We start from the raw sequence: 18,851 nt of genomic DNA, 5'->3' as shown, positions 1-18,851 counted from the left end.
CGTGAATGTTGTGTGAATTCAGTTATGCTGCCCTTGAGTCAAAACGTGCGAGAGACAATACTTGGCCAGCGGTCCAACCAATATCCGATTTTGATGACGAGGGCTGAACACTAGGATCTGAATGGGATTGGTAGAATGAGTGCAGTGTATTCTTTTGAGCGGCTGGCAGCAGAAAGCCTTTCCAATACTGCAACGGATTTCCAGCAGTTAGAGCCTAGAATAACCACGCTATCTGACGGCGGTTACGTCGTTCTTTGGGTCGATACCAGCGGGCAAGGCGGCGATGCGGATGGCTCTTCAATCAAGGCGCGTCTGTTTTCAGATGACGGTAACGCGCTTGGTCCTGAAATTCTAATAAACCAGTCCACGTTGGGTATTCAGACGCAGCCTTCGGTCACGGCCCTTGTGGACGGACGGTTTTTGGTCGCATGGGAGAGCTTTAGCCAGACCTCAAGCGAGACGATCAACGGTATAACTGTTGATTTGCCATCGGATGGCAGGGTCATGGCACGTATTTTTTCCGCGGATGGCGCACCTGAGGGCGGCGAATTTAATCTGGATACCTCGCTTAGTGGCATACAGGGCATTCCTACCGTTCAAGGGCTGGCGGGAGGCGGATTTGTTGCGAGCTGGTTCGAGCTGGACGGATACTCTGCTTTTGAGACGGTAGACGGCAATATCAAAGCCAAAATCTTTGATGAAACAGGTGTGACCACCTCGGGTGAGTTCAAGGTCAACAACCTGACTTTCGGCTTGGGCGTGCGCCCTGAAATGGCCGAGCTGTCGGATGGTCGGATCATTGTGGTGTGGGACGGCACCGATCTGACAGGCAAAGATACGTCTGGGTTGGGTATTTCAGGTCAGCTACTGGATGCCGATGGCACGAAGAACGGCGGCGTTTTCACAGTCAATACGACGCGTGGTAATCAACAGGACTCGGCCAAGGTCGTCGCAACACCCGATGGTGGCTTTGTTGTCGTGTGGAATGATTTCCTTAGCGGATCGGGCACGCAAAAATACGATATTCGTGGCCGCGTTTACGACAGTAACGGTTTTTCAAAAGGTCAGGATTTTGCAATCGAGGGGTCACTGGGCTCACAACTTGATCCGGTCCTGACAGTATTGGACAATAATACCCTTGTCGTTGCATGGACGGATGAAAGTGGTCAAAGCGGTGATCCAAGTACCGCCGTGAAGGCAAGGTTCTATGATTTGGAAACAACGGACCGAGTGGGGACCGAAGCCTATCTGATCAATAGCGTTACCGCCGAGACCCAGTCCAAGCCAGCAATCACAGCCCTGTCTGAGGGTCGGTTTGCAGTTGCATGGACGGATGATAGTGGAATTGGCGGCGATACGTCGGGCTTTGGCATTAAGTCGGCGGTGTTCAAGGCAAACACGGCGCCTGTGAATTCCGGGCTGTTGGCGGATTATCCAAGTGCCACGCTCGAGAACCTCCAAGATGAAATTCTATTCATCCCCGAGCTTTTCGCATACGATCGTGAAGGCGATGCGATAACCTATAGTTATTCATCGCCGCTGCCGTCATGGGTGCGGGTAGAGGCAGACGGTACTTTGATCGGGCTGCCGGATTTGTCCTATACCGACTTTCTTGTGCGGGACGTTTCGGGTGATCTGAATGTCGCCTATTTTTCGTTTACTGCGGTGGCTACGGATACGTTTGGTGCATCGTTCAGTCAGACGTTCAGCTATGATTTTGTGATGGAAGGCATGCGGCGTGTTGGAGAGATCACCGCTGTCGATCCTCCTTTGGATGTCGATGTAGACGCACTGTTGGCAACGGTTGGTGTTTCGCATGACAGCGAAGGGCTGGAAGATATCGTAATGCTTGGGGACGGTCGGGCATTGGTCCTTGTTGCCGCCACATCATCAGATATCGACCAGATTTCCGGCGGTGGTACTGTTTATTGCAAGACGGGGCAGTATTGTCCGCCACCACCTGCCAGCAGGTATGACACATCAGCCGCCAGCGAGCTTTGGCAGTTTTGGCTTGATGCCGATGGCACGTCGGCGATTTCGCCAGAACTCCTGCAAGGGGTTTCGGAAACCGCAAACAACGTGATCTATAGTGGCCGCGCGCAGGTCGATAGTCCTTTGGCAAAAGCCGCCTTTGACCCCGAGACTGGAACTGCGCTGTCGATTTACAAAGATCTGGTGAATGGTCGTACATACTTTGAAATGCAGCTCGATCCCGCGAGATCGGGAGAATTCACCCAGCTAAGCCTGAAACAGGCCCTTCATTATTCAGACGTATATGACATGGAAATCGGATATTCAGGCAATAGCAGCTTTGTCGCTTTGCTGGATGTATCGGGTGCTCAGGATCAGGCGTACCAGATCACTGTATCAGGCAGCGGTGCCGATGTGACCAATCTCGGGGTGGTGCGGTTTGAATACCATAACCAGCTGATCCTCAGTGACGGGCGAATTGTGGCGTGGGCTCTGACGGGTGGCAATTCGGATAGGGAACTCAAGGCACAGCTGTATGATACGGACTTTACCAAGATTCTGGATCCCGTTGTTGTCGTTGACAGTGATGCGGATGATGCGCCCGAAGGCGGTTGGTTTTTCGCTTCGAGCCAGACGCTTGAGGCGCGCGAAACGGAAAACGGGCAGGTCGCGTTTAGTTGGACGCATCAGAATGGCACAACCTATGAGCAGGTGATTGATTTCCTCTTTGAACCTGTCGAGCTTACCGATCTTGATGATGACTACACTCTGCCCGAACAACCGGTCGGTCGGGTGGTTGCGCGTCAGGGCAACGACAGCATCAAAGGCAGCATAAACGACGATATCCTCGACGGCGGTGAAGGTGGTGACAGTTTGGCGGGGCAGGCGGGCCAAGACCGCCTGTTCGGAGGTGAGGGTGCAGATTCGATCACGGGCGGTTTGGATAACGATAAACTGTATGGTGGCATTGGTGATGACACGCTGAAAGGCCAAGGCGGGGATGATGCACTCGACGGTGGCGACGGTGACGATGTTTTGTTTGGCGGGCTTGGGGATGATACGTTCTTTGCAGGAAGCGGGCAGAACATCATCGTCGGTGGTGGCGGCACGGATCTTGTCGTTCTCGATTTTGCCAGTGACAAGATCGAAGGCCAGGAAATTACGACGTATATCGAGCTGGTTGATCCATCAGGGAACACATACAGGATTAACGAAGATGTGGAGCTGATCCAGTTTGCAGACAGGACCATGACACTGGCGCAAGTGGAGGCACTTATTCCTTTTGCGGCTGATGGCATTGTCAGAATTGACGGTGCTGCCGCACAACACAGGATACTTTCAGCGGATACGTCGGAACTGTCCGATGACAATGGTCTTGGTGCTTTCAGCTATCAGTGGCTGCGTGACGGGGATGCGATCAGCGGGGCAATCCGGCGCGACTATACATTGTCAGCGCAGGACATTGGGGCGCAGATTTCTGTTACTGTAAGCTACACGGACGGAATAGGTACGCAAGAGAGCGTCCTGTCTGCACCAACGGCCGCCATCGCCGCGCGGGTTACAAAATCGGGAAATGATGCAGGCGAGACCCTCGCGGGTACTGCGGGCCCTGATGCGCTCAACGGGTTGGGCGGGAGAGACATCATAAGTGGTGCGGGTGGCCCTGATATCCTTCTGGGTGGTAACGGCAACGATTTTCTCTACGGAGATGATTTTGAGCTGCGCTATGCGTTGCCCCGAGCCAATCAGGTCTATCGTTTGTATCAGGCCACATTCGACCGGTTGCCGGACGAGGCTGGGCACAAAGCATGGACCTCTGAATTGTTCACAGAAAACAGTTCTTTGTTGGAGGTCATTGAAGGGTTCGTACGCTCGCAGGAATTTACCAACAGATATACAGGCACCAGCACTGCAGACTTTGTTGCAGAGCTGTACAAGAATGTTCTCGACCGTGATCTCGCTGCAGGCGAGGTGACAGCCGCAGAAATAAGTGGGTGGACAGACCGGATGGATGAAGGGCTGAGCCGCGCAGGGGTCGTGAACGGTTTTTCGGAGAGCGTGGAGTTCAATCTCAAGACGTTAGATGACGCTAATGCGCTGGCTGTGAACAACAACCCTGCTGAATGGTCAGATGATATCTACCGTCTGTACCGCGCCACGCTGGACCGTGATCCCGATCAGGGCGGTTTTCTTGCTTGGTCCGAGCAGATGTCAGAGGGGCGTGCCTATGAGCAGGTCGCGGCTGGCTTTACCAGATCGTCCGAGTTTACAAAAACTTACGGAAACCTGTCTGATCCGACATCTTTTGTCACACAGCTTTATAGTAATGTGTTGGGCCGTGCGCCTGATGCGACAGGTTTGTCTGCATGGGTAGATCTGCTGGCGGGTGGCACATCCCGCGAAGCCGTCGTGAGAGGCTTTGCCGAAAGCGGAGAGTTCAAACAAAACACCGCAGCAGACCTAAAGGACTGGATACGCTCACTTGGAGTAGATGACGAAATAAATGCCGGTCGCGGGTCCAACTTCATGGCGGGTGGCGCTTTGGCAGATAGTTTTATTTTCGTTCAGGCAGATCGGGGCGTAAATACCGTTCTGGACCTTGAGGTATGGGACTATCTGTCATTTCAGGGCTACGGGTATGAAACCGCCCAGGACGCGCGCGCACATATGGTTGAATTGGGCAACCGCGTTTTGTTCACAGATCAGGGGACCAGTATCAGTTTCGAGCGTACACAGCTGAGTGAACTTGTAGATGATATGTTCCTTGTCTAGCAGGTAAAGCCATTCGAAAGCGCAGCGGAGTATGACCAGAAGCCGTGGCTTGTTGCTCCAGAGCAGTGGACCAGTCTATTGGCGCAAGTATTGCCTAGGCTTGCGGCAATCTCTTTGAATATCGGCGGTTGCGCGATCTAGGGGCGTGAGACAGGCGGTGATCCACCTACGGCGATCTTTGTGCTGACGCATTGCTTTTCATCACTAATTTCATGCCCTAAGGTAAACCAAAGCGCCATGCACGCGCAAGATTTGAGGGTTTTTAATGGCAACGATTACTGAAACATCCGACGCGTTGGCGACTGTTGGTACAAATTACGACATTTCCTTTGGGGATGAGTTTTTAGGTGAAATCGAATCATCGCGTGAGCGGGATTGGATCAGGACCGAGCTTGATGTCGGATATAGCTATTGGGCGCAAATGCGTGGTGATGGAACCGCGACGCAATTGACGACAAATTCGCTGCGGTTGCGTGATGATGTAGGCGCGTCTCTGGCGGGCGTCAGTGGCAGTGGACCGATTGTTTTCGTAACACCAACCGAACTCTCGACATACTATCTGGATACAGGCGGGCAGTTTTCATCTTCCCTCGGGACCTACCGCGTCACACTTGAACGCGAGGTTGCAAATTCTGTTGCGACGGTTGCGACACTTGGAGTGGATAGCAGCCTTAGCAGTGCGATTGATTATAACAACGACCGTGACTACTACCGCGTCGAGCTTGAGGCCGGAACAGGGTATTATGCGCGTATGTCAGGTGATGGTGGCGCAGGCCAGATCACGGATAACCGCATCCGATTGCTGGATGACGCGGGAACAACGCTTGAGTCTGTCTCCGGTACTGCCCCGTTGGTTTTCATTTCACCTGATCAATCAGGCACCTTCTATATTCAGGCCGCAGGACAGTTCACATCGCGCCAAGGTACATATGCACTGGAGTTGGTGTCAGAGATTGCAGCGGGCGTCGGCACATCTTCTACCATTGAGTATTCCGAAGATCCGGTCGCGATTACCAGTGTTGTTGATTACTCTGGGGATAGTGACTGGTTTAAAACCACGCTTGAGACTGGATATAGCTATGTTGCAACGGTTACGGGCGATGGTTCCGGTAACACGTTGGATGATCCACGCGTGACGTGGCGCACTGAAAATGGGGCACAGATAAGCACCGGCACAGGAAGCGTTTCATTAGCGTCTGTCACCCCTTCTGAAAACGGCACGTTCTTTGTTGAAGCGGAGGGGCAGTTTTCATCGGATGTTGGCGGTTACGAGCTAGAAGTGCTGCGCGAAATTTCGAACGGGTTTGATACGGTCGCGTTCCTTACACCTGGTCAGACGTTGAGCAGTACATTGGAGTATCGCAGCGATATCGACCTGATCCGCACCACAATGACGGGTGGCGAGACCTACGTGATTTCACTGAAGGGCAGCGAGACCTCCAATCCGATCAGCCGTTCGTATATTGAGGTGTTCAACAGCAACGGCGTGCAAGTCAGCAACTTGCCCAATAGCTTTACGGGCGATCTGTCGACAGAATTCACACCGGATACGACTGGCACCTATTTCCTGCATGTTGGTAATAGCTCGTCCATTTCAGGCCGATCGGGTGACTACGATCTGACGTTCACCAAAGTGCCTGTCAACGGTGATGATACGGCCAACACATTGACAGGAGATGCCGGGCCTGACGTACTGAACGGGTTAGGCGGAAGCGACTGGATCACAGGACAGGGTGGGTCTGATCGTTTGGATGGCGGCGATGATGGCGATTTCATCTTCGGTGATCAGTTCGAGGTGAATTACTTTTCCACCATTGGCAGCTTTAGCGAAGATTCCGCGGTATTCGTGTACCGCCTCTACGTCTCTGCTTTTGACCGTGTAGCCGATCAGGAAGGTTTGGCAGGCTGGGTGGGTGCGCTCGAGCGTGACGAAGTGGATCGCCTGTCTGTTGCCAATAGTTTTGTGCAGAGTGCCGAGTTCCAGCAGACCTATGGTACGCTGAATACCGCTGAATTCGTCAATCAGATGTACCAGAATATCTTTGATCGCGAGGCAGACAGTGGCGGCTTCAATTTCTGGACCGATGCGCTGAACAATCAGGGCACGTCGCGGGCGTCTATGCTGAAGTCGCTTACGGAAAGCAGAGAATTCAGGAACGCGACCAACGCTGACGCCGCTCTTTATTTGCGCGAATCCGATCCTGCGGAATGGTCCGATGACGTGTTTCGTTTGTACCGTGCGACGCTGGACCGTGACCCTGATCAGACGGGGCTTTTGGGCTGGACTGATCTGCTTTCAAACGGCACATCCTTTGACAGCGTGATTGCGGGCTTTACAAATTCGCGCGAATTCCGTCAGACCTATGGTGATCTGGATAACGAAGATTTTGTCGAGTTGCTGTACCAGAATGTGCTGGACCGTGCGTCCGATACCGCAGGTCGCGAAGGCTGGCTGGATGTGCTGGAGGGGGGCAGCAGCCGCGCAGAGGTTGTCCGTGGGTTCTCGCAGAGCCGTGAATTTGTCGCCGATACCACTGATCCGCTAACCGATTGGATGCGCGCACAAGGCACTGACGATGTCATCGATGGCGGGAATTCTGTAAATGGTGTCGACTATCTGGCCGGCGGTAGCCTGTCGGACGAATTCATCATCCGTCCGAACACCAGCAATACCAAGGTCCTTGATCTTGAGGTGTGGGACACGCTGAATTTCAGCACCTTTGGGTTCACTGATAAACAGCAGGTGCTGGAACGGTTGCAAACCAGCAGCGAAATTGCTGTTGCGAACGGTGGCGTTTGGCAGGGTATTCTGCCTGATAATCTCAACTTCCGTGATTCATCTGGAAATGCTTTTGTGGAATTTGTGGGCATCTCTGAAGGTGGCATCACTGAAGATATGATCCAGATCTGATTTCGTCCGGTGGCGTTTGCTGTCAGTGGTGATGCCCTGTAAAGGGGCATCATCCCGAGAGAGAGCTTCGCCTATGGAAGTCCTGACACCATTCATTGCTTATGGCGCGGCTTTGACGCTGGCGGCCGCAATCCCCGGACCAGGGGTTGCTGCACTGGTCGGGCAATCACTTGGTATGGGGTTTCGGGCCTCCCTTCCATTCATCATGGGCATCGCCGTAGCCGATTTGGTGTACCTGACTGCGGCGATTGTCGGTCTTGCTGCATTGGCGCAGGCTTTTGCGGGTGCGCTGATGGTGATTAAGGTTCTTGGGGCGTTATACCTCGTCTACTTAGCCTACCGGTTCTGGACCAGCAAAGCAGGCCTGACGCGTGTGGAGGCGGCAACAAAACGTGACGGTGCGCGCGCTTTCATGACTGGCTTTGCAGTAACTATGGGCAATCCAAAGGCGATTGTGTTCTACCTCGCGCTTTTGCCAGCGGTCGTGGATTTGGAAGGCATCGGCATGTCGCAATGGTTTTTCTTGGCTGTTCTGACGGTTGGGATTCTGTTTGCCGTATTGCTGCCTTACGCGGTTCTTGCGGCGAAGGCGCGGTTGTTCATGGCCCGCTCTGGCGCATTACTGCGTCTGAACCGCGTGGCCGCTCTGACAATTGGCGGCGCAGGTGCGATCATTCTGGTGCAGGCCCTGCTTGCCTTGGGGGGCATTGCCTAAAGGGGGCGACAACTATCCCGTACCCGCAAGGCGATGTCGCAATTTATTCTTCGCATCTCGCTTGGCGCGTTGATGATTGCATCAGAAAGCTGTTCACCCGCGATACGACCAATGCGCTGGGCGGGTAGACGGATGGTGGTCAGGGCGGGATACATCTCGGCAGAGCCTTTAAAATCGCCGATCCCGATGACCGAGATATCATCAGGCACCGACAGACCCGTAGTCTGCGCTGCATAGATTGCCCCGAGTGCCAGTACATCATTGCCACAAAGCAGAGCTGTCGGGCGGCGCGTCGACTGCAAGAGTGCCATCACATCACGTTTGGCAGCGGAAAGGCTATAGGGGCTTTGCAAGATCCACTCTTGAGGCACACTGATACCTGCGGCTTGCAATGTCTGGCGCGCGCCATCCATTCTGCCTTTGGCGCGGTCATTCCCTGTTCGGGGAGCAAATATCATTGCGATGTCACGGTGGCCATGCTCGACTAAATGGCTGGCGGCCAGTTTTCCCGCACTCAGGTTGTCGGCGCCGACACAGGGCAGACGCGAATTTTTATCATAATTCCAGATCGAAATTGCGGGTGTCTGGTTTTGCGAAAGCAACTGATAGGTTTCTTCCGAATGATCCTGCCCGATCAGAGCAACGCCATCAACGCGGTGTTCAAGGAATTTTCGCGCTACAGCGTATTCCTTTTCCAGATCGTAGCCGTGTGAAGCGACAAGCATCGAGAAGCCGTGTGGCTCCACCGATCGGGCAAAGGCCTCCATCAGTTCGGAAAAGATTGCGTGATCCATTGTGGGAACAATTAGTCCGATGGTGCCGCTGCGGATACCATGCATCGTTTGGGCGGCGCGGTTGCGAATATAGCCCAGCTTTCGTACGGCGCGATCGATGCGTTTGCGGGTTTCGGGTTTCAGCTTTTCAGGATGATTAAAGCTGCGCGAAACAGTTGAGATAGACACTTTTGCAGCATTTGCCACTGCAAAGATGTCCACGTTTCTTTTATCTTTATCAGACATTTACGCGCCCATTTCGCCAATTTTATGAAAACATTTGCATTACTGTTTTCATTCTCTACCCTGAAACGTCAATGATTTTATGAATGGGGGCGAATGGTTGGAGTTCATCTTTTACTTCGGTGATGTGTTCACTCCGATCAACTTCGGGCTGTTGCTTATCGGGACTATTGGCGGCCTGATCCTCGGCGCGACACCGGGTTTGTCGCCCACGATGGCGGTTGCGTTGTTGATCCCATTTACGTTCCAGCTTCAGGCGACACAGGGGCTGATCCTTTTGGGGGCGGCCTATACATCGACGGTGGCAGGGGGCGCTGTATCGGCAATCTTGCTCAAGATTCCTGGTGCCCCTGCTAATATTGCGACCACGCTGGACGGACATGCAATGGCGCAAAAAGGCGAGGGGGCCAAAGCGCTACAGCTGTCATTCTTGTCCTCTGCTGTGGGCGGTGTTTTTGGTGTTCTGTTGCTGATCTTTCTAACGCCCCTGCTTGCGAAATGGGCGTTGGCGTTCGGGCCCAGCCATCTGTTCTGGCTTGCAATCCTCGGCGTGACAGTGATCGGTTCGCTCGATGGCAATTCGGTTGTCAAAGGGTTGCTGTCAGGGTGTATCGGTCTGTGGCTTGCGACGATTGGTTTTGATGACATCATGGGCGCGCAGCGGTTTATCTTTCATGATTCACTGGGCGGCGGGATTAACATCATCGCGGCGTTGATCGGGTTGTTCGCTATTCCACAGGTGATCACCATGTTCGCGCGTGGCCGCCGTAATGATGTGGCAGATGTCATCGAAGTGCAAAAACATCCGATCAAGGACGCGGTTGCCCTGATGATGAAATCGAAACGCGCCCTTGGTATAGGGACCATGACAGGGTCTATCATAGGGCTGATCCCCGGTGTCGGGGGGCAGATCGCGGGGTTGGTAGCCTATGACCAGTCCAAAAAATTCAGCCCTGACCGCGAGAAGTTCGGCACAGGCCACCCCGAAGGACTGATTGCCGCAGAGAGCGCCAATAACGCAATGGTCGGGCCTTCGCTTGTGCCGTTGCTGACACTGTCTATCCCAGGCTCTCCTACTGCGGCGGTGCTGTTGGGCGGTTTGCTGATCCACGGGATTTTTCCTGGCTCTGACTTGTTTGATAATCACCCTGATGTCGCCTGGACCTTTATTAATTCTATGCTGATCGGGCAGGTGTTGATGTGCATCTTTGGCCTCTATGTGGCGGGCCTTGCTGCACGCATCGCCACCGTTCCGCAGAGCGTAATGGCGGCTGTCGTTCTGGGCCTCGCGGTTTTTGGCAGCTACTCGGTCCAGTCGAGCATGGGCGATGTCTATGTAATGGCGTCACTTGGAGTAATGATGTATTTTCTGGAGCGGTTCGGATTTTCTGCCGCACCTTTGGTGCTGGGCCTCATTCTTGGTCCGATCGCTGAATCCAACTTTATTCAGGGCAGTATGATCGCAAATGCGACAGAAGGTTTGGGGCCGTATTTCTTTGGCGGCGGCCTGAATATTTTGCTGATCTCTGTTGTGATCGCGTCGATCATATATTCCGCGTGGATGGAGCTTCGCTCGCGGCGCTACACCTCAAAAGAGGAAATCCTGCAATGAGTGTGAGTTTGCCGCGCGTCCAGCATATTATCGGTTCCGGCATTGTTGCCGCTGTTGGTGCGACGGTGTGCTATATCAGCTTTACCCAGCAGCCTGCCGAGGCATTCTTGTTTCCGCGTCTGATCTCTACCGTGTTTGTGGTGCTGGCGGGCTGGACCTTTATCAAGGCATGTCTGGGTTGGACCAAGGTAGGCAATGGCATATCGGTTCCGCAGATGCGCAACCTTGCGCCAGGGCTGACTGTGGCTCTGGTCTATATCTTTTGGGCGGCCAAGGGCTTGGGTTTTTATACAGCCACAACAATCGCCTTTTTTCTATTGCTGAGCATGTATGATCCCGCACCGCACCATGCGGTGCGCTCATGGCTCAAGCGTATCTTCATCACGGCGTGTTTTATCGCCGTTATGTACGGGCTCTTTGCGATGCTGCTGAACGTATACACACCGCGAGAGATATTGTTCTGAACCGTAAACATACGGCAGAGCGTCATTTAGGGAGGAACTAGGAAATGAAGAGAATGATTGCAGGGGCTGCGATGGCCCTGATGGGAATGACAGGTGCTGCTGTTGCGGACGGTCATGCGAATTACCCCGAGCGGCCTATAATGATGATGGTCAGCTATGGTGCCGGCGGTGCCACGGATTTTCAGGCCCGCATCGTAACAATGACTGCTGGCAACGAGGATGCGTTGGGCATGCCTATCGCAATCCTGAACAAACCAGGTGCAGGTGGGCGTGTTGGCTGGAACTGGCTGGCAACACAGGCCGAGGCCGATGGCTATACGCTGGGTGCCTATAACATTCCCCACTTTATCGCCCAGTCGATCAAGGGGGGCGTGCAATACTCAGCCGAGACATTCGAGCCTATTGCGAATTGGGGCGCGGACCCCGCCGTGCTGGTTGTCGGCGCGGATAGTGAATTCAATACGCTGCAAGATGTGGTTGATTTCGCCAAAGCGAACCCGGGTAAGCTGACGACATCAGGCGCTGGTTTGTTTGTGGGCCACCACATTGCGGCGCTTCAAATGGAGAAGGCAGGCGATATGAAGATGGCCTATATCCCGACAAAAGGTGGTGGTGCTGCCGCGATGAAAGCTGTCATTGCGGGCGATACGTTGGCGGGGATCAACAACTTGTCCGATGCCTTCCGTGCGGCACAAGCTGGCAATGTCAAAATCCTCGCGGTGGCGGATCTGGAGCGGAACGAGTTTCTGCCTGATGTGCCGACAATGATGGAAGCGGGTCTGGATGTGGATAACTCATCTGTTAACTTCCGCGGTGTGATGGTGCCAAAGGGTACGCCACAAGCGATCATCGACAAGCTGGCTGCGACCGTGCCTGCCATGTTCGAGAACAGCCGCGTTGCGGGCAAGATGAAGGCAGGTGGCTCGCCTATGAACATCATGAACCGTGAGGAAGTGCTGGCTATGTGGGCTGCGCGTGAAGAAACGCTCAAAGAGCTGCTTGCAGGTCTGTAAACCAAATGGCCCTGTCCCGTATGATTGCGGTGCAGGGCATTCGCAAAGGATAACACCATGACTGTTCAGGATGATCTCCATGAGGTTGAGGCGATCGTTGCGCGCGCGCGCAAGGCCCAAAAAGCTTATGAAGCTGGTGGCAGCCAAGCGCGCTATGACCGTGCGGCACAGGCGGCGGGCTGGGCAATTATGGAACCTGCACGCAACCGTGCGTTGGCCGAATTGGCGGTACAAACCACGGGTCTTGGCAACGTGGCTGACAAGATCATCAAAAACCACCGCAAGACTTTGGGTCTGATGCGCGATATCGCTCCGGCCAAGACCTATGGCGTGATTTCCGAAAATGCCGATACGGGTATCACCGAGATTGCCCGCCCCATCGGAGTGATTGGCGCAGTCGTCCCTTCGACCAACCCTGCGGCCACGCCTGCAAATAACATTATCAACGCACTTAAGTGCGGAAACGCAATTGTGCTGTCGCCTTCGCCCAAAGGCGTGCCCGCCTGTGAAACCCTGATTGCGTATATCCATGCAGAGTTCGACAAGATCGGCGAAGACCGTGACCTTGTGCAAATGGTTCAGGGGGCAGGCAGCAAGGAAAAGACCCAGCGCCTACTGGAGATAAGTGATACGATTGTCGTCACCGGATCGCAGAACAACGTCAGACGCGCCTACACCTCTGGCACGCCAGCACTGGCCGTGGGTGCGGGCAATGTGACTGTGATCGTGGACGAGACGAGTGATCTGAAAGCCGCAGCCGAGAAGATCACAGCTTCCAAGACTTTTGACAATGCGACCTCATGTTCGTCCGAAAATGCGCTGGTGGTTGTGGACGCGGTCTATGATGCTTTTGTCGCAGCACTGGCGCAGGCGGGCGGCACGTTGGTCCGTGACGAGGCAGCGATAGTCGCCAAGCTTTGGCCGGATGGCCATTTGAACCGCGCAGTGATTGCGCAGGACGCGGACAAGATGCTGATAGCACTTGGCATGGAAAACGATGTGCCGAAGGATACCAAGTTTCTCGCTGTAGAGACAAAGGGCATTGGCCCCGACCACCCGCTGTCAGGGGAAAAGCTGTCTCGGGTAGCGGCACTTTACCGTGCTACAGATTTTGAAGATGCAGTGCAGATCGTCTCTGACATCCTAGCCTATCAGGGCGCGGGTCATTCAGTCGGGCTTCACTCTACGGACGAGGAGCGCGCGGTTGTGCTGGGCCAGGCCATCCCGACCTGCCGTGTGATCGTCAATCAGGCGCATTGCTTTGCAACAGGGGGTGCGTTCAACAACGGGATGCCGTTCTCGCTCTCGATGGGGTGTGGATCATGGGGAGGGAACTCCATTGATGATAATGTGCATTGGAAGCATTTCATGCAGACCACCAAAATCATTCGCGAAATTCCCGAAGTAGAGCCAGCTGTAGAAGATATTTTTGCAGGCTATTGGGATGCGGTGGGTAAATGATATTACACCGCGATCAGCCACCCGAGGGCACGTTGCGCGACTGGGTTGATGCGCGTGCGGCAGAAGGTGGTGATGCGTTTGTCTTCTCGGATGGAAGCGGGCCGCTGGACTGGCAAGCATTGCAGCGCGAGGCGCGCGCCATCGCCGGTGCACTCACCGCGCAAGGACTGAGCAAAGGTGAAAGTGTCGCCATTTTGCATCCTAACGGACGGGCAGGGGTGCTTGCGTTTTACGGGGTGGTCTATGGTGGCTTTCGCGCAACGATGGTCAATTTGGCTGCCGGACAAGATGCCATCGCCTATGCGCTGGATCACTGTGATGCGCGGATAGCACTGGTGCATGACAGCGTGGCAGAAGTGTTCAAGACTGCGCGCCCGTCACGCCTTGAACGTATGAAAGATTTCAGCGCCACTTCCGCATTGCACAGCATTGACCCGCAAGATCACGCGTTGCTGATGTATACTTCTGGCACAACAGGGCAACCAAAGGGTGTTGTACATACCAACGCCAGTCTGCTCGCTGGTGGATGGACGACGGCGGTGGCACATGATCTGGGGCCAGCAGATCGCGCGCTTTGTGTCCTGCCGATTTGCCACATCAATGGTTTGTGTGTGACGATGATGGGGCCGCTTGTCTCGGGTGGGTCGGTTGCGATGTGTACCAAGTTTTCTGCCAGCCGCTTTTGGGCGCAGGCAGATGCCATGCAGGCCAACTGGTTTTCCGTAGTGCCTACGATTATTTCGCATCTGCTCCATAGCACCGAAAACCCGTCGAAGGCCACAATGGAGCGGCTGCGGTTTGGCCGCTCGGCGTCTTCCGCGCTTGCGCCAGATGTTCAGACTGCATTCGAGGCACGCTTTGGTGTGCCGATCATCGAAACCATGGGCCTGACGGAAACTGCGGCGCAAATTCTGTCCAATCCTCTGCCGCCCGCTGTGCGCAAAATCGGATCTCCAGGGATCGCTTTTGGTAACGAGGTTGCGGTTTTGGGCGCAGACCTGAAACCCGGTCCGCCAAATACAGAAGGCGAGATTGCCGTGCGCGGCCCCAATGTCATGCTTGAATACCTAAAGAACCCCGAGGCGACAAAAGCGACATTCGCGCAGGGCTGGCTGCGCACCGGTGATCTGGGGCGCAAGGATGCGGATGGATATCTATTTGTGACCGGACGGCTGAAAGAACTGATTATCAAGGGTGGCGAAAACATCGCCCCGCGCGAGATCGACGAGGCGCTTTATGCCCATGCGGATGTAATCGAGGCAGCTGCTTTTGCCCGCCCTTGCAAAACCTACGGAGAGCGTGTCGAGGCTGCTGTTCGGGTCTGTGACGGGTCCACGCTGTCAAATGATATGTTGATCGCGCTCTGCGTTGAAAAGCTGGGAAGGTTCAAAGCACCGGACAAGATCCACTTCCTGCCTGAATTGCCCAAAGGACCGTCGGGCAAGATACAGCGGCTGAAGCTGCTGGATTTGACCGAAGCGGCCTAGCGTCGCCCGTCGAATGTTTCAACACCAATGCCCGCCCCTTCGAGCGCACCGCGCACAGAGGCCGCGATTTGCACAGCGGTTGGCGTGTCGCCGTGTAAGCAAATCGTGTCTATGGCGGCGGGGATGTGTTTGCCGCTTTCCGTGATGATGGCTCCTGCCTTGACCATCTCGACCATGCGCGTACCTGCGATTGCAGGGTCATGGATTACGGCACCTTCTATGCTGCGATCGACCAGCGTTGCATCGTCGTTATAAGCACGGTCTGCAAAAATCTCGCCTGCCCAAGCGCATCCCAGTTCTTCTACAGCTTGTTGATGTGCAGTGGCGGCGAGGATCATGATGATGAGATCGGGATCAACCGATAAAGCGGCCTCATAGAGGTCTCGCGCCAGAACGGGGTCTTCGGACGCCATATTCGACAGCGCACCGTGTAGTTTGAGGTGACGCACCGATGCCCCTAGGCTACGCGCCATGCCGATGCTGGCGGCGACTTGATAGCGTATCTGGTTTTGCAATGTGGCGCGCGGCACTGACATACGGTTGCGGCCAAAGCCAGCGATATCCATGAACCCCGGATGCGCGCCGATCCCTACATTATTCCGGTGCGCCAGCGTCATCGTAGCTGCCATAACATCAGCGTCGCCTGCATGACCCCCACAGGCGATATTGGCTGAGGTCACGGTACGTAAAAGTGCTGCGTCATCACCCATTTTCCACGGTCCAAAGCTTTCGCCCATGTCGGCGTTCAGGTCTACTCGCATGTATTGTCCTCTTGGCTGAAAGGGTCGGATGTAGCGGATATTGCGCCACTGATCAGCTGGTAGGACAGCAGATCACGAATGTCATAGGGGTTGCGAAGCAAGGGTTTCACCATGGTGGGAAGAGCATTGCGCAGGGCTGCTTCTCGATGCTCCGCTGCGCGGGCGGTCTGCACATCTATCAGATCAAAAGTGATCGCCGCTCCAGCTGGCGCTTGGGCCACACGGGGCATGTCGCAGGGCAGTACTGTGCCGATGCGGGGATAGCCGCCAGTTGTCTGACACTCGCACATCAGAACAAATGGCGCGCCATCCCCCGCGATCTGGATATCACCCGGCACAATGACATCCGACAGGATGCTCAGCTGGTCCGCGGCCATGAACGGCGTGCTGTCGTGATCCATGCGCACACCCATCCTGTTGGCCCGTGTGTCGCGGCGAAAAATGGTTGTGGTGAACCGCGCACGGGTTGCGGCATCAAACTGGTCGGTTTGCATTGAGGGGATGATGCGGATCGGCCCACCGTCAAAGCGGTTTTGAACATCAAGCGTCATCCCTGTTTTGGTGGCGCTGTCCGCGCCCAACGGTAATGTGCTGCCTGCCTCAAGCGCCTTGCCCAGACCAGCACCAAGATGTGTACCCCGCGCCCCCATCATCTCAGGGGTATTGAGACCGCCCCCGACATGCAGATAGCCATAGGTGCCTCCTCGTGTGCCGCCAATCTGTAAATCTGCGCCCGCGGGCAGCATGTGGCTTGCGTTCCAAGCTAGGGGGATCCCGTCAATTGATGCTATCATGGGTGCGCCCGTCAGTGCGATGCGGGTGTCACCGGTGGCGCGAAACTGGCCGCCCATGCCACCCATTTCAAGACATGCCAGCTGTGGTGACTGCCCCAGCAATGCCGCGCCCTCAAACAGGGCTAGTGTATCAGCGGCGCCCCCGCGAGTTAGCCCTTGGGCAAGATATCCGATGCGCCCCATATCCTGCACCGTCACAGCAGGTCCACAGGAGAGGATTTCCAGATGCGCTCTCATGTCAGCATGCTCCGGACCGCACCGCCATCACCTGAGATGTCACGCGCGACGATCTGTTGGTATTCGGCGGTTGTTATAGAGGGAAAACAAAGCTCGTCCCCGGGTGTTAGAGCAATGGGTGTGTTTTGATCAGGGCGAAAAGTGCGAAAGGCCGTTTGGCCGACGTGACGCCAGCCCGTAGGGGATGCGTTGGTAAACACGATCAACTGACGGATCGCGACGACCAATGCACCTGACGGGACGGATTTCGTAAGCGATTGCTGACGGGGAATATCCCAATGGGGCGGCAACTGCCCCGCATAGGGCTGACCAGGGGCAAATCCGATGGTGAGGACCCTCACGCGGGTGGTTGATAGCTCGGTGATCGCTTGTTCTGGTGACACACCCGCTGCTGCTGCGGCCTCTTCAAGCTGTGGCGCTAGGTCTGTCCCGTAGAGGGTAGGTATTTCCCACAGGGTGCGCCCAGCGGGCAGGGGCGATGCATACCAGTCACGGGTAGAAAGCAACTCTTCCAGCTTGTCGTTCAAGACATCGGGCGCGTTGCTGATCAGATCAGCGCTGACAAAAGTTGAGACAAGCGATGTGGATGTTTCTTGCACTTCGCGCCAATGCTGCGCGTCGACGGCGGCGCGAAAGGCAATAGCGGCGCGGTTCGCAGTTTCGCTCATCGTTTCGCCAAACTGAACCAGCAAACCCGAGAGACCAACGGGACGGATGCGCGGATACTCAACCATCATGCAGTGCCTTGTTGTAAAGAGAAGGTAACAGAATGGGGGTCAGATACATGGGTAATTGCCAGCAGCCAATAAAGATCAGTAGCGGGGCCAGAGTTTCGGGTGGCAGGGCAACCAGAAACAGTGCGATGTTGCGATTGCCTGCCCCTATGGCGAGTGGCCCTGCAACGTTGTTCAAGGCTGTGCGGCGCAGCACCAACAGTGTCATTGCTTGTAACCCGTAGCTGATTGCAAAAGCCAGCAGCGCCCAGAGTGCCACCTGCAGGGGTTCCGTTTGCAACGCGTGGTTCAGTGGCGCCATGAGTGCGACCACGATAATGCAGAATGCCAGGACCGATGCACCGTCCAGTGTCTTGATTTGATACGAGTTGGGCTGAGGAAAAAGCCATGCGCGCACCCCGAAACCCATCGCAGTTGCCCCCAGTATTACCGCGAGCACCAAAGCGGCAGAGGTCACTACGTCGCCAAACACGCCGATCTGTGGTGAGAGTAATAGCACAGGCGTCACGGTTACAGGAAAGGCAACTGTGCCCAGCACCATGATCTGCATCATGCGCCCCGCGTCCAATCCCAATAGCAGTGCCAGGTTTGTGCTGCCCGATATGGCTGGCGCAGCTGTGGCGAGGACGAGCGCCAAGGCGGCTGGAGTATGTGCTATGCCAAACAACCAGACAGCAAACAGACAAACCAGAGGCACGCCGAGTTGCAGCACTGCTACGGCACCTAATCCCCAACGCAGATCGGCGATGGCCCCGCGCGCAGCGTGATGGCCGATACGCAGCGCGGTCACTGTGAGAAGTGCGGCAACCATGAAAGGCAACCAAGGGGCGAGGATATTCGCGATGTCGGGCAGCAAAAGCCCTGCTGCAAGACCTGCCATCAGACAAAGGCGCGCGTGGCGTG

The 18,851-nt window shown here is 55.2% G+C and carries 13 protein-coding genes; 8 read left to right on the top strand and 5 right to left on the bottom strand.

What is annotated here, in order from left to right:
* Positions 1 to 135 precede the first annotated feature (135 nt).
* The 3 genes from Q0903_RS05610 to Q0903_RS05600 all read left to right on the top strand — a co-directional run bounded on the left by Q0903_RS05610 (position 136) and on the right by Q0903_RS05600 (position 8,369).
* A complete protein-coding gene (locus Q0903_RS05610) occupies positions 136 to 4,743 on the top strand; it encodes a DUF4214 domain-containing protein (protein ID WP_299413587.1) in 4,608 nt (1,535 codons plus the stop codon).
* 265 nt (positions 4,744 to 5,008) lie between these two features.
* Entirely contained in the window at positions 5,009 to 7,654 is a 2,646-nt protein-coding gene (locus tag Q0903_RS05605) for a DUF4214 domain-containing protein (protein ID WP_299413585.1), read from the top strand.
* Between the two features lie 73 nt (positions 7,655 to 7,727).
* Positions 7,728 to 8,369, top strand: a complete 642-nt coding sequence (locus Q0903_RS05600) for a LysE family translocator (RefSeq protein ID WP_299413583.1) — start codon at positions 7,728 to 7,730, stop codon at positions 8,367 to 8,369.
* On the opposite strand, the gene Q0903_RS05595 is transcribed toward Q0903_RS05600, so the two are convergent.
* Positions 8,366 to 9,388, bottom strand: a complete 1,023-nt coding sequence (locus Q0903_RS05595) for a LacI family DNA-binding transcriptional regulator (protein ID WP_299413581.1) — start codon at positions 9,386 to 9,388, stop codon at positions 8,366 to 8,368. The two genes, Q0903_RS05600 and Q0903_RS05595, sit on opposite strands and share 4 nt — an antisense overlap.
* Positions 9,389 to 9,485: 97 nt before the next feature.
* Here Q0903_RS05595 and Q0903_RS05590 point away from each other — a divergent pair, with 97 nt between their 5' ends.
* Genes Q0903_RS05590 through Q0903_RS05570 form a run of 5 tightly spaced genes read left to right on the top strand, consistent with a single transcriptional unit; the run spans position 9,486 to position 15,422 of the window.
* Positions 9,486 to 10,997, top strand: coding sequence for a tripartite tricarboxylate transporter permease (locus Q0903_RS05590; RefSeq protein ID WP_299414482.1), 1,512 nt, complete (start codon positions 9,486 to 9,488; stop codon positions 10,995 to 10,997).
* On the top strand, positions 10,994 to 11,461 hold the full coding sequence (locus Q0903_RS05585; protein WP_299026239.1) for a tripartite tricarboxylate transporter TctB family protein: 468 nt from the start codon (positions 10,994 to 10,996) through the stop codon (positions 11,459 to 11,461). The genes Q0903_RS05590 and Q0903_RS05585 overlap by 4 nt, the downstream gene beginning before the upstream one ends.
* Before the next feature lie 44 nt (positions 11,462 to 11,505).
* Positions 11,506 to 12,474 (top strand): tripartite tricarboxylate transporter substrate binding protein, encoded by a 969-nt coding sequence (locus Q0903_RS05580; protein WP_299026236.1) that lies wholly within the window; start codon positions 11,506 to 11,508, stop codon positions 12,472 to 12,474.
* 57 nt (positions 12,475 to 12,531) lie between these two features.
* Positions 12,532 to 13,935: an aldehyde dehydrogenase family protein gene (locus Q0903_RS05575; protein WP_299413578.1), complete on the top strand. Its 1,404-nt coding sequence runs from the start codon at positions 12,532 to 12,534 to the stop codon at positions 13,933 to 13,935.
* Positions 13,932 to 15,422: an AMP-binding protein gene (locus Q0903_RS05570; RefSeq protein WP_299413575.1), complete on the top strand. Its 1,491-nt coding sequence runs from the start codon at positions 13,932 to 13,934 to the stop codon at positions 15,420 to 15,422. Before Q0903_RS05575 ends, Q0903_RS05570 begins: the two co-directional genes overlap by 4 nt.
* On the opposite strand, the gene Q0903_RS05565 is transcribed toward Q0903_RS05570, so the two are convergent.
* Genes Q0903_RS05565 through Q0903_RS05550 form a run of 4 tightly spaced genes read right to left on the bottom strand, consistent with a single transcriptional unit; the run spans position 15,419 to position 18,828 of the window.
* Positions 15,419 to 16,183, bottom strand: coding sequence for a 5-oxoprolinase subunit PxpA (locus Q0903_RS05565; RefSeq protein ID WP_299413571.1), 765 nt, complete (start codon positions 16,181 to 16,183; stop codon positions 15,419 to 15,421). The genes Q0903_RS05570 and Q0903_RS05565 overlap by 4 nt on opposite strands.
* Positions 16,174 to 17,214: a biotin-dependent carboxyltransferase family protein gene (locus tag Q0903_RS05560; protein ID WP_299413568.1), complete on the bottom strand. Its 1,041-nt coding sequence runs from the start codon at positions 17,212 to 17,214 to the stop codon at positions 16,174 to 16,176. The genes Q0903_RS05565 and Q0903_RS05560 overlap by 10 nt, the downstream gene beginning before the upstream one ends.
* Positions 17,211 to 17,948 carry a carboxyltransferase domain-containing protein gene (locus Q0903_RS05555; protein ID WP_299413565.1) on the bottom strand — a complete coding sequence of 246 codons (738 nt, stop codon included), beginning with the start codon at positions 17,946 to 17,948 and terminating at the stop codon, positions 17,211 to 17,213. Before Q0903_RS05555 ends, Q0903_RS05560 begins: the two co-directional genes overlap by 4 nt.
* Positions 17,941 to 18,828, bottom strand: a complete 888-nt coding sequence (locus Q0903_RS05550; RefSeq protein WP_299413563.1) for a hypothetical protein — start codon at positions 18,826 to 18,828, stop codon at positions 17,941 to 17,943. Before Q0903_RS05550 ends, Q0903_RS05555 begins: the two co-directional genes overlap by 8 nt.
* Between the last annotated feature and the right edge of the window lie 23 nt (positions 18,829 to 18,851).

The organism is uncultured Sulfitobacter sp., assembly GCF_947502895.1.
Classification (GTDB): Bacteria; Pseudomonadota; Alphaproteobacteria; order Rhodobacterales; family Rhodobacteraceae; genus Sulfitobacter.
Note: the sequence above shows the minus strand (reverse complement) of the source record. Positions and strands in the feature narration are given on the sequence as shown.

Coding starts and splice junctions, on each gene's coding strand:
- Q0903_RS05610 (WP_299413587.1), top strand. CDS start 136: ATGAGTGCAGTGTATTCTTTTGAGCGGCTGGCAGCAGAAAGCCTTTCC.
- Q0903_RS05605 (WP_299413585.1), top strand. CDS start 5,009: ATGGCAACGATTACTGAAACATCCGACGCGTTGGCGACTGTTGGTACA.
- Q0903_RS05600 (WP_299413583.1), top strand. CDS start 7,728: ATGGAAGTCCTGACACCATTCATTGCTTATGGCGCGGCTTTGACGCTG.
- Q0903_RS05595 (WP_299413581.1), bottom strand. CDS start 9,388: ATGTCTGATAAAGATAAAAGAAACGTGGACATCTTTGCAGTGGCAAAT.
- Q0903_RS05585 (WP_299026239.1), top strand. CDS start 10,994: ATGAGTGTGAGTTTGCCGCGCGTCCAGCATATTATCGGTTCCGGCATT.
- Q0903_RS05580 (WP_299026236.1), top strand. CDS start 11,506: ATGAAGAGAATGATTGCAGGGGCTGCGATGGCCCTGATGGGAATGACA.
- Q0903_RS05575 (WP_299413578.1), top strand. CDS start 12,532: ATGACTGTTCAGGATGATCTCCATGAGGTTGAGGCGATCGTTGCGCGC.
- Q0903_RS05570 (WP_299413575.1), top strand. CDS start 13,932: ATGATATTACACCGCGATCAGCCACCCGAGGGCACGTTGCGCGACTGG.
- Q0903_RS05565 (WP_299413571.1), bottom strand. CDS start 16,183: ATGCGAGTAGACCTGAACGCCGACATGGGCGAAAGCTTTGGACCGTGG.
- Q0903_RS05560 (WP_299413568.1), bottom strand. CDS start 17,214: ATGAGAGCGCATCTGGAAATCCTCTCCTGTGGACCTGCTGTGACGGTG.
- Q0903_RS05555 (WP_299413565.1), bottom strand. CDS start 17,948: ATGGTTGAGTATCCGCGCATCCGTCCCGTTGGTCTCTCGGGTTTGCTG.
- Q0903_RS05550 (WP_299413563.1), bottom strand. CDS start 18,828: ATGGCAGGTCTTGCAGCAGGGCTTTTGCTGCCCGACATCGCGAATATC.